Source organism: Pseudomonas sp. BNK-30 (assembly GCF_047456185.1).
GTDB classification, from domain to species: Bacteria; Pseudomonadota; Gammaproteobacteria; order Pseudomonadales; family Pseudomonadaceae; genus Aquipseudomonas; species Aquipseudomonas putida_E.
Genome location: NZ_CP179904.1, coordinates 4,698,546 through 4,715,416 on the forward strand (window position 1 = coordinate 4,698,546; position 16,871 = coordinate 4,715,416).

Here is a 16,871-nt window from a genome sequence, read left to right on the forward strand (position 1 = left end):
AAGCGCCTTCTGGCGCGCTAAAAGCAACAAGCCACGCAGGTGGACCGGCGTGGCTTGTCATACGGATTCTGAATCGACCGGGTCGGCCGAAGGCGCGGGATTGTAGCGTATTTCAAGTCGGCCCGCCCACCCCTACAAGCACATGTCGGATCAAAGGGCAAGCTGTCTCGTGGGACAACTTTTTCCCACTGCCGAAAGGCATTCCGGGTGGTGACGATTGCGCCCGCCAATTTCAATCTCCTTGGAGAATCGCCATGCCCAAGACCCTCACGTTCTTTTTCAGCCTCCTGCTGTCCCTGCAGCTGCCTTGCGCAGTAGCGGCCAAGTCGCTGGTTGTGACCGTTTACCTTCACGACGAACTGGCCAGCATCAGCGACGAGCAATTGCACAACGATTACTTTCAGCACTGGCTCGATGAGATGCGCAGTTTCACCTCCCACCCCACGGAACTGATCTTGCGACGCAACGTGCCCGGCATCACCGATATTGATTATCAAGGCGTGCCATCGAGTCAGATTCTTGAGGCGTTCACCCAAGGAGTGCTTGAACTGACCTCGAACCACCCCTTCTCGTTCATGAACAAGCACCTGCTGATGACGCGCAACAGCTATGACCACAGCGGGCTTAACTACAATGCGGGCCTGGCGTACTTCAAACAGAACACCGCCATCGCCTCATTGGCCGCTTACAGCAGCGCCGCCCATGAAATCGGCCATCTGCTTTCCGCCACGCATGAAGACGCCGAACTGAAGTTCAACGGATGGGTGTGCGAAACCTACACACACCCCCGAATTCCGGCCCGATCGAACTGCTACCGGTACAGCGACAAGAACCGGGCGAACATCGCCGACTACCTCAAGTACAACTCACACTGAGCCTTCACCTTGAGCACCAGCGGACTCGAGCTTGCGCCAGAGCAGGCGCACGTTGGCCTTGCGCACCAATGCACAGCGATACAAGCGGATTTCCAGTGGCACATGCCACTGGGCCCCTCCGCAGATGGCCAACTCGCCACGCTCCAGTTCGCCACGCATTGAAAGCCGGGGCACCCAGGCAACGCCCATGCCTTCCAACGCCATGCTCTTCAAACTGTCAGCCATGGCTGTTTCATAGACCGTGGTGTAACGCAAATTACGCTGGCGCAGCAGCAGGCTCACGGAGCGGCCAAGGAAGGCGCCGGCACTGTAAGCAAGCAACGGTACGCTGGCATCGCCCTCAAGGTCGAACATCGGCTTTCCATCGGCCCCCACGGCGCAGACGGGAAGCATTTCGGTGGTCCCCATGTGCAGCGACGGGAAAATTTCGGCGTCCATCTGCAGCGCCGCATCCGGGTCATAGAAAGCCAGCATCAAATCGCAGCCGCCTTCGCGCAAGGCATGCACAGCATCACCGACGTTGGTGGCTACCAGCCGTGTGGCGATGTTCAAACCATCGTTACGCAGTTGTGCAACCCAGCGAGGGAAAAAGCCTGATGCCAGCGAGTGCGCCGCCGCCACCTGGATCACCTCGCCCTGGCCACCTTCAAGATGATGCAAATGGCGTAGAACTTCGCTCAACTGGTCGACAACTGTGCGCGCCGTAACCAGAAAAAGTTGACCAGCCGCCGTCAGCTCGACGGGCGTGCGGGAACGATTCACCAGCGTCAGGCCAAGCGCCGCCTCCAGGCTACGAATACGTCGGCTGAACGCCGGCTGGGTGACGAAACGGCGCTCCGCCGCCTGGGAAAAACTACGGGTGGCGGCCAGCGCACTGAAGTCTTCCAGCCATTTGCTTTCTAGGTTCACTAAGCGAATCTCCCGGCATGCACCAAAATGGAACACGCTCGAATGTCAATTGGCGTCACATCAAACACTATGCCGTTTGTGCATAGGTTAGCGTGCAACAGCATTGGCCGCAAAATCCCCTTAAGGCCTAGGATTGGCGCCATTCCGGCATGTGCCGGGTCAAAATCGAGATGATATCCATCATGTCCTCCGCTGCATCGTTCCGCGTCGAAAAAGATCTGCTTGGTACCCTTGAAGTCCCTGCCGATGCCTACTACGGCATCCAGACTCTGCGCGCTGCCAACAACTTCCATCTCTCCGGTGTTCCGCTGTCGCACTACCCGAAGCTGGTCGTGGCACTTGCCATGGTCAAGCAGGCCGCTGCCGACGCCAACCGCGAGCTGGGGCACCTGAGCGATGCCAAGCACGCCGCCATCAGCGAGGCCTGCGCCCGCCTGATCCGCGGTGACTTCCACGACCAGTTCGTTGTGGACATGATTCAAGGTGGCGCTGGTACTTCCACCAACATGAACGCCAACGAAGTCATCGCCAACGTCGCACTGGAGGCCATGGGCCACCAGAAGGGTGAGTACCAGTACCTGCACCCGAACAACGACGTGAACATGGCGCAGTCGACCAACGACGCTTACCCGACCGCCATCCGTCTGGGCCTGCTGCTGGGCCACGACGCGCTGCTGGCCAGCCTCGACAGCCTGATCCAGGCCTTCGCTGCCAAAGGTAAAGAGTTCGACCACGTACTGAAGATGGGCCGCACCCAGCTGCAGGACGCCGTGCCGATGACCCTGGGCCAGGAATTCCGCGCCTTCGCCACCACCATGACCGAAGACCTGCAGCGCCTGCGCTCGCTGGCCCCGGAACTGCTGACCGAAATCAACCTGGGCGGTACCGCCATCGGCACCGGCATCAACGCCGACCCTGGCTACCAGGCCCTGGCCGTACAGCGCCTGGCGACCATCAGCGGCCAGCCGCTGGTACCGGCTGCCGACCTGATCGAAGCCACCTCCGACATGGGCGCCTTCGTGCTGTTCTCCGGCATGCTCAAGCGTACTGCGGTCAAGCTGTCGAAGATCTGCAACGACCTGCGCCTGCTGTCCAGCGGCCCACGCACCGGCATCAACGAGATCAACCTGCCAGCGCGCCAGCCAGGCAGCTCGATCATGCCAGGCAAGGTCAACCCGGTCATCCCGGAAGCCGTCAACCAGGTTGCCTTCGCCATCATGGGCAACGACCTGGCCCTGACCGTCGCCGCCGAAGGTGGCCAGCTGCAGCTGAACGTGATGGAGCCGCTGATCGCCTACAAGATCTTCGACTCGATCCGCCTGCTCCAGCGTGCCATGGACATGCTGCGCGAGCACTGCATCGTCGGCATCACTGCCAACGAACAGCGCTGCCGTGAACTGGTCGAGCACTCGATCGGCCTGGTCACCGCCCTGAACCCCTACATCGGCTACGAAAACGCCACCCGTATCGCCCGCGTAGCCCTGGAAACCGGCCGTGGTGTGCTGGAACTGGTGCGCGAAGAACAGCTGCTGGACGAAGTGATGCTCAACGACATCCTGCGCCCGGAAAACATGATCGCTCCACGTCTGGTTCCGCTGAAGGCGTAACCCGGCTGCTGCAAACAGTCTCACCAGGTTTGAGGGACTAGACACCTCTCGACCTTTCAAGGGCCCGAGCGCACGCTCCGGGCCCTTTTTTTGTTCTTCACGCAATCCGGGAAAGACGCAAACAAGGACGCCGGATTGATGGGTGATATTCGTGCGAGCAAACCAAAGCCCCACCACCGCTTGGGATTGTGAAGCGATGACTGCGCCTGCCTAAGACAAGCGGAACAGCAGGTTCTTTCTCTTGGGGGTGAGAAATCTCTTTCCGGAAGCCCACCACCTTTTATATCTGAATGTCGTTTCGAATAAGGGCCTCAAATTAGCTTAGCGCCACTGCCCTTGTTTACCTGTCAAAACTATCATTTTTACCAGTTGCCGCAGCCATTGAGTGAAATTAGCATTCGGACTACCAACTCCTCAAAGAGACGTGTCATGAAAAACTATAAAATCACTCGCATCGTAAAGGCTCCTCGGACAGGCTTTGAAACTCATCCTTATGTTATTGAAGACCCCGCCAGTCCGCACTCCCCTGAACATCGCCTGGGCGACTATAGTTTAGGCAATGCTTCCAGCTACGAGGGGCTACTCGATAAAAACTTCATTTATGATCCCTCTGATACCACCCTGCTGATGGGCACCTGGAATAGCGGGGAAGCAAAAAGGCAAGGTGATACCTTCGTTCTGCCAGTCCTCGCCCATAAGCTTTTTCCTGGATCCGTAGTCGAATTAGGAGAAAAAATCAGAAAACTACGCATGGTGGTGATCGTGAAAAGCAACACCATCCCTGCAAATATTTATGACAGCAGTTACATGCTTTTGCCACTAGAGTTCTATATAAACCAGGCTGACACCATCAATGAAGTTTTAGCGCCAGTTATCAAATCATTGAGAGGGCAGGACGTTTTCCTGGAGCGGATAGCCAAGCCAAAATGGGATACGATTGATAGTCAAGCTGCAAAAATGAAAGCGGCAAAAGAAGAAAACGACCGTATTATGTGGATGCGGGGAAGTTCCATGCCAGACCACGGGATACCCTGGCCCATCAAGAACGCGGATCAAGGTCGCTCGCTGAATAGGTCAAAAACCTACGATGAAAACTCGATAGCAGATGATGAAGTTGTTGTTTGCACCCTCTACCGCAGCGGAAACGGAATGACGAGTTATGGAGGCGCCGGTAAATTCGACACAGCAAATTTCTGGACAGATACGTTGGCGGATATGTTGGCCGTCGTCATTTCGAGTGCCGTCTAAGCGCCAAGATGATTATCGTTGCTTTCCAGGTGAACCCGATCGCCGGCAAACCAAAGCGGATGACGCTTGGCCAGGCAATGCCGGGACGTCGCGCCAATGTAACCAAGCCTTTCTGGCTGCATCCTTAAGCCCCTCGGCGGGAGCCAAGTGCGTAGCGCAGTCACACTGGGCTCCTGGCCGGTGGCTTTAATGATCGCCACGGGCATTGTACCTTCCGCGAGTCAACGCCGATTGCGATAACGGCATGCAAATTGCTCATCTATTCATACCTGTCCCGGGAATAGCGAGCATGCTGCACAGCCACCTGACCACCCTCAACGCGGTTTCGCTGATCCTCAACCTGTTTCAGGAACAGGGGTGCGAGGCAACGGCGCTGCTGGCTGGCAGCGGTATAGGCCCGGCAGACCTTGGCCATGCCGATGCCCGCATCACCACCCAGCAAGAGCTGCAGGTATGCGCCAACGCCGTGGCACGGCGTGAAGACATTGGCCTGGAGCTGGGCAGACGCATGCATGTGTCGTGCTACGGCATGCTGGGTTACGCCCTGCTCTCCAGTGCCACTTTGGGTGACGCCTTGCGCCTTGCTTTGCAGTATCCGGCACTGCTGGGAACAGTCTTTCGCTTACGCCTGATAGACGATGGCCAGCGCATCTGGCTTAGCGCCGATGAATACCGCGACCTCCCGGCGCTGGCCGCTTTCAATGCCGAGTTCTGCCTGGTCTCGCTCAAAGTCATCTGTGACGACCTGCTGGGCCGCCCGCTGCCGCTGCTCGGCGCGCGTTTCGAACATGCTCGGCCCGACTATCACGCCCGCTATACCGATGCTTTCCCGTGCCCGCTCGGGTTCGACGCGCCGGACAACGCTTTTGCTTTCGAGCGGCGCTGGCTGGACGCCCCACTGCCCCTGGCCGACCCGATCACCCACAAAGCCATGAGCGAGCGCTGCCGGCGCCTGAACCTTGAATTCACCGGGCGCCAGGCCTGGCTGGGGCGGATACGCCAATTACTGCTGCAGCAACTGGACGCTGCCCCCGGCCTGGAAGGCTTGGCGCGGCAGATGAACTGCTCATCTCGTACCTTGCGCCGGCACTTACAGGCGCTGGGCAGCAGTTATCAACAGCTGCTCGATGAGCTGCGATTCGAGCGAGCCAAGCAGCTGCTGGCCGAGGGGCAGATGCCGATCTACCGAATTGCCGAGCGCTTGGGGTTCAGTGAGACGGCAAGCTTCCGGCATGCCTTCCAGCGTTGGAGCGGTGTGGCGCCCAGCCATTTCCGAGGTTGATCAAGGCCGGCGAGCTTGGCCACATCGATCCCCTTTTGGCCGTTTGCGTCGTTCTCCCGCGCCCGGCAGCCCGTGAAAATGGGCCAACGCCAGTACTACCGGAGAACAACAATGCTGACGATCTATTCCGATGACCACCGCCTGCACCACGGCCGCTGCGAGCTGATCGACGGCAAGCTGATGCCCTGCTTCGAAATGCCTTCGCGTGCTGACCATGTGCTCGAGCAGGTGAAAAAGCGCAACCTCGGTGATGTCCAGGCCCCGACCGATTTTGGCCGTGCACCACTGCAGCGCATCCACAGCGCAGACTATCTCGACTTCTTCGAAGGTGCCTGGGCACGTTGGGCGGCGCTGGGTCAGGAGGGCGACTTGTTGCCCTTCACCTGGCCGGCACGCACCTTGCGCCAAGTCAAACCCACCGGCCTGCATGGCGAGTTGGGCTACTACAGTTTCGATGCCGGCGCGCCCATCACCGCAGGCACCTGGCAGGCCGCCTACAGCGCAGCACAGGTTGCCCTCACCGCCCAAGCTGCAATCGAGCAAGGCGCCCATGCGGCCTTCGCCCTGTGCCGCCCACCAGGGCATCACGCCGCCGCCGAGGTCATGGGAGGTTACTGCTACCTGAACAACGCCGCGATTGCTGCCCAGGCCTTCCTCGACCAAGGCAGGGCCAAGGTGGCTATCCTTGACGTCGATTACCACCATGGCAATGGCACCCAGGACATCTTCTACCAGCGCGATGACGTGTTCTTCGCCTCGATCCACGGCGACCCGCAAGACGAGTTCCCGTTCTTCCTGGGCTACGCGGACGAAACCGGCGCAGGCGCGGGCGAAGGCTGCAACATCAATTACCCGCTGCCTGCCGGCAGCGACTGGGCAGCCTGGAGCGCCGCGCTGGAAGACGCCTGCCGGCGCATCGCCGATTACGATGCCGACGTTTTGGTCATCTCTCTGGGCGTGGACACCTTCAAGGATGACCCTATCTCCCAGTTCAAGCTGGACAGCCCGGACTATCTGGAGATGGGCAAACGCATCGCCCAGCTCGGCAAGCCGACCTTGTTCGTGATGGAAGGCGGCTACGCAGTGGAAGAAATCGGTATCAACGCGGTCAATGTGCTGGAAGGCTTCCAGCTCGCCCAGCCAGGAGCCCGATAATGGCCCGACTCAAGCGCCTGCTCGCCCCACTCATAGCTGCCACCCTGTTCACCGGCGCCGTCCAGGCACAAGCCGAACAGCGCACCTTGCGCGTCTACAACTGGTTCGATTACATCACCCCGCAAACCTTGACCGGCTTCCAGAAGGACAGCGGCGTCAAGCTGGTCTACGACATCTTCGACACCAACGAAGCCCTGGAAGCGAAGCTGCTAACAGGCAACTCCGGCTACGACGTGGTAGTACCGTCCAACGTCTTTCTCGCCAAGCAGATCGAGGCGGGGGTGTTCCAGCCACTGGACCGCAGCAAGCTGCCGAACTGGCAACACCTGGACCCGGCACTGATGAAGCTCATCGAGGCCAACGACCCAGGCAACAAGTTCGCCGTGCCCTACATGTACGGCACGGTGCTGATCGGCTTCAACCCGGACAAGGTCAAGGCGGTACTGGGCGACAAGGCCCCCGTGGACAGCTGGGACCTGCTCTTCAAGGAAGAGAACATCGCCAAGCTCAAGCAGTGCGGCGTAGCGCTGCTCGACTCGCCATCAGAGATCCTGCCGCTGGCGTTGCAATACCTGGGGCTGGACCCCAACAGCAGCAAGCCGGATGACTACAAGCAAGCCGAGGCTCTGCTGCAGAAGATCCGCCCCTACATCACCTACTTCCACTCTTCCAAGTACATGGCGGATATCGCCAACGGTGACATCTGCGTTGCCGTTGGTTATTCCGGCAGCTTCTCCCAGGCAGCAAACCGCGCCCGGGATGCGAAAAACGGTGTGGTGGTGGACATGCGTTTGCCCAAGGAGGGCGCGCCGATCTGGTTCGACATGCTGGCGATTCCGAAGGGCGCTGCCAACCCGGAGGATGCGCATACGTTCATCAACTACCTGCTGCGCCCAGAGGTGATTGCGCCGATCAGCGACTTTGTCGGGTACCCGAACCCGAACAAGGATGCGACGGACCAGGTCAGCCCAGCGATCCGCAACAACCCCAACCTGTATCCAACGGCGGAGGCGATGGCCAAGCTGTATACGCTCAAGCCTTTGACGCGTGAGGCAGAGCGGGCGAGGACGCGGGCCTGGACCAGGATCAAGTCCGGGACTTGATACCGTCTTGCAACAGGACCGCGCGCTCCTGCAGAAGAGCGCGGTTCCTTGTTGAGCGGCCTTGTGTCGCGATGGCCTGCAAAGCAGGCCAGCAATCTCAATCCCGCTTCACAAGGCCCGGCAACTGCGCCACCAGCTTCTGGTTGTTGAACGGCGCGCGTATGAACCCACGCTGACGTCCATCCGGCCCGACAATCGCCAGGTTACCGCTGTGATCCACGGTATATCCGGGCTTGCTGGTATCCGCCGGAATGAACGGAATGCTCAAGGCATTGGCCAGCTTCTGGGTATCCTCGATCGACCCCACCACCCCGACGAAATCCTTGTCGAAATAACCCAGGTACTGCTTGAGCTGGTTCGGCGTGTCGCGGTTCGGATCGACACTCACCAGTACCACCTGCAGCCGGTCGACCGCTTCCTTGGGCAGCTCGCTCTTCACCTGGCGCAACTGGGCCAGGGTGGTGGGGCAGATATCCGGGCAATAGGTATAGCCAAAGAACAGCAGCGACCACTTGCCCTTGAGATCGTCGAGCTGCACCGGCTGGCCGTCCTGGTTGGTCATGGTCACGTCGGCAACTGTGCGGCTCTGCGGCAAGAGGATGATGCCGGCATCGATCAGCTCGGTGGGGTTTGGCTGGTCACTGCCATTTAGCACCTTGTTGACGGTCAGGCCCATGATCAACGCGACCAGGGCAACGAGGATGAAGACGGTTTTCTGGGTTCGGGTCATAGGTTCAGCAACAGGTAGTGGTCAACAAGCAACGCAATGAACAGCGCGAACAGGTAGCCGATAGAGTACTTGAAGGTGCCGATCGCCGCGTGCGGCCGGCTGCCACGGTACAACACCCAGGCCCATTGCAGGAAGCGCAGGCCAAGGGCGAGGGCGCAGGCCAGGTACAACGGGCCGCTCATGTGGATGGCGTAGGGCAGCAGGGTCACCGCCAGCAGTATCAGGGTATAGAGCAGGATGTGCAGCTTGGTGTAGCGCTCGCCGTGGGTTACCGGCAGCATCGGGATATCGGCCTTGGCATACTCCTCCTTGCGGTGAATGGCCAGGGCCCAGAAGTGCGGCGGCGTCCAGGCGAAGATGATCAGCACCAGCAACAAGGGCTCGGCACTGACTTGGCCACTTACTGCCACCCAGCCAAGCAGCGGCGGGGCCGCGCCTGCAAGGCCACCGATAACGATGTTCTGCGGCGTCGCACGCTTGAGAAAGCCGGTGTAGAGCACCGCATAGCCGAGCAGGGAGGCAAGCGTCAGCCAGGCGGCGAGGGCGTTGGTGAACACCAGCAACAGGGCCATGCCCAGCAGCGCCAGGGCGAGGGCGAACAGCAGCGCCGGCAGTGGCGCGACCCGCCCTTGGGCCAGCGGCCGCTTGTGGGTGCGGGCCATCAGCGCATCGATGCGCCGGTCCAGCACATGGTTGACCGCCGCAGCGCCCCCGGCGCACAGGGCAATCCCCAGGTTGCCGAACAACAGCACGCTCCAAGGTACCCCGGCACGGGTCGCCAGGAACATGCCCACCAGCGAGGTGATCAGCATCAGCACCACCACCTTGGGCTTGGTCAGCTCCAGATAGTCGCGCCAGCCTGCACGCTGCGCAGTTAGAAGCGTCGCCACGAGTCGTTCCTCAAGTGATGGGCCGCGCCCACGCCTGTCACCGGCGTCAGGCGCCAGCCCTGGCCCACGCGCACCTTGTCGACGACGCGGATACGGTAGTTGACCAGCACCATGCTCAGCAGCAACAGGGCGCCGCCTGCGTTATGCGCCACAGCCACCGCCAGAGGCAGGTGCAGCAGCACATTGCTGATGCCCAGGCCTACCTGCAGCGCCAGCACCAGCAGTACCAGGCGCCCCAACCCAGGCAAGCCACAGCGGTGCAGCTTCCAGCTGAGCATCAGCAGCACACCAGTGACCAGCAGCGCGCCCAGGCGGTGGCTGATGTGGATGGCCGTGCGCGCATCGCTGTCCAGTTGCCCGCCCAGGTAGTTGGGGCCGACGTGCTGGGTCAGGTGGAAACCGTTGCTGAAGTCCGCTGCCGGCCACCACTGGCCATGGCAGGTCGGCAAGTCTGTGCAGGCAACGGCCGCATAGTTGGAACTGACCCAGCCGCCCAAGGCAATCTGGCCGATCACCACCAGCAGCGCCAAGGCAGCAATCCGCCGCAAGCTCAGCGGTAATTTAGGCAACGGTGCAAAGGCCCGTGACAGGCGCAGCGCCAGCAGGAACAACAAGGCCAGGGTAGTGAAGCCACCCAGCAGGTGTGCGGTGACGACCTGCGGCCACAGCTTGAGGGTCACTGTCCACATGCCGAATGCCGCCTGGGCCAGTACAACGCCTAGCAACAGCACCGGCAGGCGGTAGGGCTGGCCGTCGCGCGAATGCCGGCGCACGGCCTGGAAGGCGAGCAAGGCAATCACCAAGGCGAGCGTGCCGGCAAAGTAACGATGGACCATCTCGGCCCAGCCCTTGGCGACCTCCACCGGGTGCTCGGGGAAGTGCAGCTCGGCATGGGCCAGCTGCGCGTCGGTTTTCGGCACGCTGATGAAGCCATAGCAGCCAGGCCAGTCTGGGCAGCCCAGGCCAGCATGGGTCAGACGGGTATACGCACCGAGCAGTACGACCAGCAGTGCCAGCAGGGTGGCGAACACAGCGAGGCGGAATCCGGGTCTGGCCATGGCAGGGCTCCTAGCCGATGTTGGACAGCTTGAGCAGGTGGCGCAGGTCATCCAGTACATGCTTGCCGCTGACCTTGCCGTCATAGCGCAGCACCAGGTTGCCGTGCGGGTCGACGATCCACAGCTGCGGCGCGGGGTCTCCTACCTTCTGAAGGTAGCGCTGTGTATCGAGTGGATAACGCTGCAGCTGTGGGTACTCGCGCCCCAGCAAGGCCTGGTAGCCGGCACTCAACGGTTGGGCAGCGGCCAGGGCATGGCTGGCACGGCTGGCGTCCCGGCCAAGGCCAATCTGGATCTGCCGCGCCAGGTAAACCAGGCGCTGGCAGTCTTCGGCACAGCTTTCTGGGGCGCTGACCAGCAGTTGCCAACGTGCGTCCTCGCCAGCGATGCCGATATCGCTGCGGCTCTGGCCATTGCCGATCATCGTCCCGTGATAGCTTCGGCCATCCGGCACCCAGAACTTGAGCTTGTACATGCTGGTGGCCAGGATCATCGGGCCGAGCACCACCAGCAGAATCAGAATCAGCTGCAAACGCCCGCGGGCTCTGGGTTTGCGACGTTCAGGCATGTCCAGTGGAGTGGTGGTGGCGGCCATTGCGGTTTTCCTTTTTGTTGTGCCAGCCAAAGTAGAGGTAGAGCAGCACCAGTGCGGTGGCCAGGGCGAACCACTGCACGGCATAGCCCAAGTGTTTCTCCGGCCCCATGGCCACCACTGGCCAGTCCAGGCGGTAAGCCGCCGGGCCGGGCTGCAGGCGCAGCTCATGGGCAAATCCTTCGCGCTGGAGCTGTTGCCACAGTTGTGCAGGGTTCACGGCCGTCAGCAGGTGCGGCCACTGGCCCCCAACGGGGTCGGGGTGTAGTTGAAAGGTGCTGCCGGGTGCTACGTATACCGAGGCATCCAGGGCCAGAGCCTGCGCAGGGGTGTCGAAGGGCACCGGTACGCGGCGGTCGGGCCAGGGCAACCACCCACGGTTGACCAACAGCCACAAGCCGCTGGGCTGGTCGAGAAAGGGCTGCAGCAACTCGACGCCTGCCTGGCCGTCGCGCATGCGATTGTCCAGCAGCACGCTGTGCTCGGCATCGAAGCGGCCGTAGAGGTGCACACGGCGGAAGGCGGTATCGTTGCTCAACTGCAACTGGGCCGCGGAAAGCGGCGCGTCGACGCTGCGCTCGGCATGGTTGGCCAGCAATGCGCGCTTTTCGTCGGCTCGGCCCAATTGCCAGCAGCCAAGGGCAATCAACCCCGGCAGCAGCGCAAGCACTACCAGGGTGGGTACCCAGCCCGGGCGAAACGGCCTCACGGGCGCCTCGCTATACTTATCCACATCACCGCATCCCCCCGGAGAAACGCCATGCTCAAGGCCGCGATCGTCATGATGCTGTTGGCCACCATTGCCAGCCTGTTCAGCGGCCTGGTGTTTCTGGTCAAGGACGATGAAAACTCGACCCGCCTGCTCAAGGCACTGACCGTGCGTGTCACCTTGACCTGCCTGACCATCGCCTTGGTTGCTTATGGCCTCATCAGTGGCCAGCTGGTCTCCCACGCTCCTTTCTGAGCCTCTCTGCGCCACTTGTAGGAGCGGCCTTGTGTCGCGAAAGGGCTGCAGAGCAGCCCCGGCACTTTATGCGTTTGAGCCGACATCCAGGGTCCGCGCTGCGGCCCTTTCGCGACACAAGGCCGCTCCTACAAGGGCTGCGTCGCCCTTCACAACACATATACAAAGATGAACAAACCGACCCACACCACATCGACGAAGTGCCAATACCAGCTTGCCGCCTCGAAGCCGAAGTGTTTGTCCGGGTTGAAGTGCCCACGCAGGATGCGCACGAACATGACGATCAAAATGATCGTGCCCAAGGTAACGTGGGCACCGTGGAAGCCTGTGAGCATGAAGAAGGTTGCGCCGTAGATCCCCGAGCCCAGCGTCAGGCCCAACTTGGTGTAGGCCTCGAAGTATTCGTAGGCCTGCAGCGCGATGAAGCTCAACCCCAGCAGGATGGTGATTGCCATCCACAGCTTCAGCGCCCCACGGTGGTCACGTCGCAGTGCATGGTGGGCGATGGTGATGGTCACGCTCGAACTGACCAGCAAAATGGTGTTGATCAAAGGCAGGTGCCAAGGGTCGATGACGTCCTTGGCCGGCGGGAACAGCTTGGGGTCCGGGGTATTGAGCAGGGGCCAGGTGAATTCGAAACTGGGCCACAGCATGTGTGCGACCCCCTTGTCGCCTTCACCACCGAGCCATGGCCCGGCCAGTACCCGCACGTAGAACAACGCGCCAAAGAAGGCCAGGAAGAACATCACCTCGGAGAAGATGAACCAGCTCATGCCCCAGCGGAACGAGCGGTCCAGCTGCGCGCTATACAGCCCGGCGTGGCTTTCCTTAACCACCGCCCCGAACCAGCCGAACAGCATGTAGGCCAGCAGCAGCGCACCGACGAAGAAAATCAGCGGCCCATGGGAGTCGGGGTGGCCAGCCTTGAGGTCGTTGAACCACGTGCCAAGGCCGTACACCGTGACGAACATGCCGATGGTGGCAATGATCGGCCACTTGCTCTGCGCAGGGACGTAGTAGTGGTCATGACTTGCCATTGCTGTTCTCCTTCCCTTAACGGGCGCCCTGAACGTCCTGGGGCGCGACATGCGCGACCGGCGGGTGACGAGCGGTGATGTCGAACAAGGTGTAGGCCAGTGTCAGGTGCTTCACGCTGGCCGGCAGGTCCCGGTCGACGATGAAGCGCACAGGCATCTCGATACGTTCGCCGGGCTGCAGCACCTGCTGGGTAAAGCAGAAGCACTCGGTCTTGTGGAAATACGCCGCGGCCTCGGCCGGTGTGATACTGGGTACGGCCTGGGCGCTCATCGGCCGGTCAGTGGTGTTGTGAGCCACGAAGATCATCTGGTTGACGGCCCCCGGGTTGACCGCGAGCTGGTCGGCAGTGGCATAGAAGTCCCAGACCATGTCACCGGCATTGGTCGACATGAACTGCACCCGCACCGAACGCGTCGGATCGCTGACCTGGCTACCCTCATACTGCCCGCCGGTCTTGCCATTGATGCCGAAGGCCCTGCACATGACATCGTAGATCGGCACCAGGGCAAAGCCGAAGGCGAACATCACCACCGTCAGCATCAGCAGGCGCAGCACCAGACGTTTGAGCGGTTGGCCGGTCATGGGCGGTTACCTATTTCACATCCGGTGGCGTCTGGAAGGTGTGATACGGCGCCGGCGAAGGGACCGACCACTCAAGGCCCTCTGCACCATCCCAGGGTTTGGCCGGGGCCGGCGCGCCGCCGCGAATGCACTTGATGACGATGAACAGGAAGAAGATCTGCGTGGCACCAAACATGAACGCACCGACCGATGACACCATGTTGAAGTCGGCGAACTGCAGGTTGTAGTCAGGAATGCGCCGCGGCATGCCGGCCAAGCCAACGAAGTGCATAGGGAAGAAAGCCAGGTTCATGCCAATGAACGACAGCCAGAAATGCAGCTTGCCGAGGGTTTCGTCGTACATGTGGCCGGTCCACTTCGGCAGCCAGTAATAGGCCGAGGCGAAGATGCCGAAGATCGCCCCAGGCACCAGCACGTAATGGAAGTGCGCCACCACGAAGTAGGTGTCGTGGTACTGGAAGTCTGCCGGCGCGATGGCCAGCATCAGCCCGGAGAACCCACCGATGGTGAACAATATGACGAAGGCGATGGCGAACAGCATCGGCGTCTCGAAGGTCAGCGAGCCTTCCCACATGGTGCTGACCCAGTTGAACACCTTCACCCCGGTGGGCACGGCAATGAGCATGGTCGCGTACATGAAGAACAACTCACCCACCACCGGGATGCCGACCACGAACATGTGGTGCGCCCAGACGATGAACGACAGGAAGGCGATCGCACCCGTGGCATAAACCATCGAGGTGTAGCCGAACAGCGGCTTGCGCGAGAACGCCGGGATGATCGAGCTGACCGCGCCGAAGGCCGGCAGGATCATGATGTACACCTCTGGGTGGCCGAAGAACCAGAACACATGCTGGAACAGCACCGGGTCACCGCCACCGGCGGCACTGAAGAAGCTGGTGCCAAAGTGGATATCCATCAGCATCATGGTCACCACACCGGCCAGCACCGGCATCACCGCGATCAGCAGGAAGGCCGTGATCAGCCAGGTCCAGACGAACAGCGGCATTTTCATCAGGGTCATGCCCGGTGCGCGCAGGTTGAGAATGGTGGCGATGACGTTGATGGCCCCCATGATCGAACTGATACCCATCAAGTGGATGGCAAAGATGAAGAAGGTCACGCTGGCGGGGGCATAGGTGGTCGATAGCGGGGCGTAGAAGGTCCAGCCAAAGTTCGGCCCGCCACCAGGGCTGAACAGGGTCGATACCAGCATCAGAAACGCTGCCGGCAGCAGCCAGAAACTGAAGTTGTTCATCCGCGGCAGGGCCATGTCCGGCGCGCCGATCATCAGCGGGATCATCCAGTTGGCCAAGCCGACGAAGGCCGGCATCACTGCGCCGAACACCATGATCAGGCCGTGCATGGTGGTCATCTGGTTGAAAAATGCCGGCTCGACGATCTGCAGCCCGGGCTGGAACAGTTCGGCGCGTATCACCATGGCGAACGAGCCGCCAAGAAGGAACATGATGAAGCTGAACCACAGGTACATCGTGCCGATATCCTTGTGGTTGGTGGTCAGCACCCAGCGCATCAAGCCCTTTGCCGGGCCGTGGGCATGCTCATGGCCGTGGGCGTGGTCGTCGATCACTGCACTCATGTCCTGTCTCCTGCAGCCCACTGACTGCCGCGAGTAACCCGGTTCATTGCGCTTGTGCCTGCTTGAGCGCCAGCACGTCCTTCGGTGTGACCATGTCGCCTTTGTCATTGCCCCAGGCGTTGCGCTCGTAGGTGACCACGGCGGCGATATCGACTTCAGACAGTTGCTTGCCGAAGGCCGCCATGGAGGTACCGGGCTTGCCGTGGAAGACGATGTTCAAGTGGGCATCTATGGGGCCGGTGGCGATCTTCGAGCCCTTGAGAGCCGGGAACATCGGCGGCAGGCCCTGGCCTTCTGCCTGGTGACAGGCCACGCAGGTGGTGTGGTAAACCTTGTCGCCGCGCGCGACCAACTCTTCAAGGGTCCATTCCTTGCTGGTCAGCTCCTTGAGTTTGGCCGCCTCGGCCTTGCGCTCGCCGAGCCAGGTGTCGTAGTCGGCCTTGGACTTGACCTCCACCACCACCGGCATGAAACCGTGGTCCTTGCCACACAGTTCGGTGCATTGGCCGCGATAGATGCCGGGCTTCTCGACGCGCGTCCAGGCTTCATTGACAAAGCCTGGGATGGCGTCACGCTTGACCGCGAAAGCCGGTACCCACCAGGAATGGATCACGTCGGCGGCCGTCACCAGAAAGCGCACTTTCGCCCCTACCGGCAGCACCAGCGGCTGGTCGACCTCAAGCAGGTAGTGCTCATCCTTGGGCGCCTTGTTCTGGATCTGGTCGGCAGGGGTGGCCAGGTTGCTGAAAAACTCCACGTCCTGGCCCAGGTATTTGTAGTGCCATTTCCACTGGTAGCCCGTAACCTGGATATCAATGTCCGATTCGCTGGCGTCGTAGATATCGATCAGGGTCTTGGTGGCGGGGATGGCCATGGCCACCAGGATGAGCAAGGGGACCACGGTCCACAGGATTTCCACCCAGGTGTGCTCGTGAAAATGCGCAGCTTGCTGGCCGGTGGAACGGCGGTGGATGACCATGGACCAGAACATCGCGCCGAACACCACGACGCCGATGATCACGCAGATCCAGAAGATGGTCATGTGCAGGTCGAACACGGCGTTGGAGACTTCCGTCGCCCCCGGCGCCATGTTCACGGTCCAGGCGGCGTTGGCCTGACCTAAAACCAACCACAACAGGAGGCCCATCCAGACTGGTGGATGTCGCATCATTGCGGGTTCCCCTTCTAATTCTTGTTGTCCCGGAGGCGTGGCCTGCGGCAAGAGGGAACGGCGGTCA

At 61.0% G+C, this 16,871-nt stretch carries 17 protein-coding genes; 7 read left to right on the plus strand and 10 right to left on the minus strand.

From position 1 onward, the window contains the following. Positions 1–254: 254 nt before the first annotated feature. On the plus strand, positions 255–875 hold the full coding sequence (locus ACMGGN_RS21775) for a hypothetical protein (protein WP_115273263.1): 621 nt from the start codon (positions 255–257) through the stop codon (positions 873–875). Here the strand turns inward: ACMGGN_RS21775 and ACMGGN_RS21780 are convergent. Continuing rightward, on the minus strand, positions 867–1,784 hold the full coding sequence (locus tag ACMGGN_RS21780) for a LysR substrate-binding domain-containing protein (protein ID WP_182445235.1): 918 nt from the start codon (positions 1,782–1,784) through the stop codon (positions 867–869). The genes ACMGGN_RS21775 and ACMGGN_RS21780 overlap by 9 nt on opposite strands. Positions 1,785–1,966: 182 nt before the next feature. Between ACMGGN_RS21780 and aspA the strand changes: the two genes are divergently transcribed. The 5 genes from aspA (at position 1,967) to ACMGGN_RS21805 (ending at position 8,179) form a co-directional block, all read left to right on the plus strand. After that, positions 1,967–3,391, plus strand: coding sequence for an aspartate ammonia-lyase (gene aspA / locus ACMGGN_RS21785; protein WP_042111854.1), 1,425 nt, complete (start codon positions 1,967–1,969; stop codon positions 3,389–3,391). A gap of 429 nt (positions 3,392–3,820) precedes the next feature. Continuing rightward, positions 3,821–4,639: a hypothetical protein gene (locus ACMGGN_RS21790; protein ID WP_174141085.1), complete on the plus strand. Its 819-nt coding sequence runs from the start codon at positions 3,821–3,823 to the stop codon at positions 4,637–4,639. A gap of 289 nt (positions 4,640–4,928) precedes the next feature. Next, complete coding sequence (locus ACMGGN_RS21795; RefSeq protein WP_115273261.1) at positions 4,929–5,921, plus strand: AraC family transcriptional regulator; 993 nt, start codon at positions 4,929–4,931, stop codon at positions 5,919–5,921. A gap of 111 nt (positions 5,922–6,032) precedes the next feature. Then, positions 6,033–7,076: a histone deacetylase family protein gene (locus ACMGGN_RS21800; RefSeq protein ID WP_046786833.1), complete on the plus strand. Its 1,044-nt coding sequence runs from the start codon at positions 6,033–6,035 to the stop codon at positions 7,074–7,076. Next, positions 7,076–8,179 carry a polyamine ABC transporter substrate-binding protein gene (locus ACMGGN_RS21805; protein WP_115273260.1) on the plus strand — a complete coding sequence of 368 codons (1,104 nt, stop codon included), beginning with the start codon at positions 7,076–7,078 and terminating at the stop codon, positions 8,177–8,179. The genes ACMGGN_RS21800 and ACMGGN_RS21805 overlap by 1 nt, the downstream gene beginning before the upstream one ends. A gap of 97 nt (positions 8,180–8,276) precedes the next feature. Here the strand turns inward: ACMGGN_RS21805 and ACMGGN_RS21810 are convergent, their stop codons facing one another. From ACMGGN_RS21810 to ACMGGN_RS21830, 5 genes are read right to left on the minus strand one after another with little or no spacing between them, the layout of a single operon-like run. Further along, entirely contained in the window at positions 8,277–8,909 is a 633-nt protein-coding gene (locus ACMGGN_RS21810) for an SCO family protein (RefSeq protein ID WP_115273259.1), read from the minus strand. Next, positions 8,906–9,799, minus strand: coding sequence for a heme o synthase (gene cyoE / locus ACMGGN_RS21815; RefSeq protein WP_115273258.1), 894 nt, complete (start codon positions 9,797–9,799; stop codon positions 8,906–8,908). The genes ACMGGN_RS21810 and cyoE overlap by 4 nt, the downstream gene beginning before the upstream one ends. Next, entirely contained in the window at positions 9,784–10,857 is a 1,074-nt protein-coding gene (locus ACMGGN_RS21820; RefSeq protein WP_115273257.1) for a COX15/CtaA family protein, read from the minus strand. The genes cyoE and ACMGGN_RS21820 overlap by 16 nt, the downstream gene beginning before the upstream one ends. Before the next feature lie 10 nt (positions 10,858–10,867). Next, positions 10,868–11,452 carry a hypothetical protein gene (locus ACMGGN_RS21825; RefSeq protein ID WP_115273256.1) on the minus strand — a complete coding sequence of 195 codons (585 nt, stop codon included), beginning with the start codon at positions 11,450–11,452 and terminating at the stop codon, positions 10,868–10,870. Then, positions 11,418–12,158, minus strand: coding sequence for an SURF1 family protein (locus tag ACMGGN_RS21830; RefSeq protein WP_042111038.1), 741 nt, complete (start codon positions 12,156–12,158; stop codon positions 11,418–11,420). Before ACMGGN_RS21830 ends, ACMGGN_RS21825 begins: the two co-directional genes overlap by 35 nt. Before the next feature lie 51 nt (positions 12,159–12,209). Here ACMGGN_RS21830 and ACMGGN_RS21835 point away from each other — a divergent pair, with 51 nt between their 5' ends. Then, positions 12,210–12,413, plus strand: a complete 204-nt coding sequence (locus ACMGGN_RS21835; protein ID WP_414156294.1) for a twin transmembrane helix small protein — start codon at positions 12,210–12,212, stop codon at positions 12,411–12,413. 149 nt (positions 12,414–12,562) lie between these two features. Here the strand turns inward: ACMGGN_RS21835 and ACMGGN_RS21840 are convergent, their stop codons facing one another. Genes ACMGGN_RS21840 through coxB form a run of 4 tightly spaced genes read right to left on the minus strand, consistent with a single transcriptional unit; the run spans position 12,563 to position 16,804 of the window. After that, positions 12,563–13,450 carry a cytochrome c oxidase subunit 3 gene (locus ACMGGN_RS21840; RefSeq protein ID WP_046786828.1) on the minus strand — a complete coding sequence of 296 codons (888 nt, stop codon included), beginning with the start codon at positions 13,448–13,450 and terminating at the stop codon, positions 12,563–12,565. Between the two features lie 16 nt (positions 13,451–13,466). Next, complete coding sequence (locus tag ACMGGN_RS21845; protein WP_046786827.1) at positions 13,467–14,033, minus strand: cytochrome c oxidase assembly protein; 567 nt, start codon at positions 14,031–14,033, stop codon at positions 13,467–13,469. 10 nt (positions 14,034–14,043) lie between these two features. After that, on the minus strand, positions 14,044–15,633 hold the full coding sequence (gene ctaD / locus ACMGGN_RS21850; RefSeq protein WP_012312075.1) for a cytochrome c oxidase subunit I: 1,590 nt from the start codon (positions 15,631–15,633) through the stop codon (positions 14,044–14,046). 43 nt (positions 15,634–15,676) lie between these two features. Next, complete coding sequence (gene coxB / locus ACMGGN_RS21855) at positions 15,677–16,804, minus strand: cytochrome c oxidase subunit II (RefSeq protein ID WP_115273255.1); 1,128 nt, start codon at positions 16,802–16,804, stop codon at positions 15,677–15,679. Positions 16,805–16,871 lie beyond the last annotated feature (67 nt).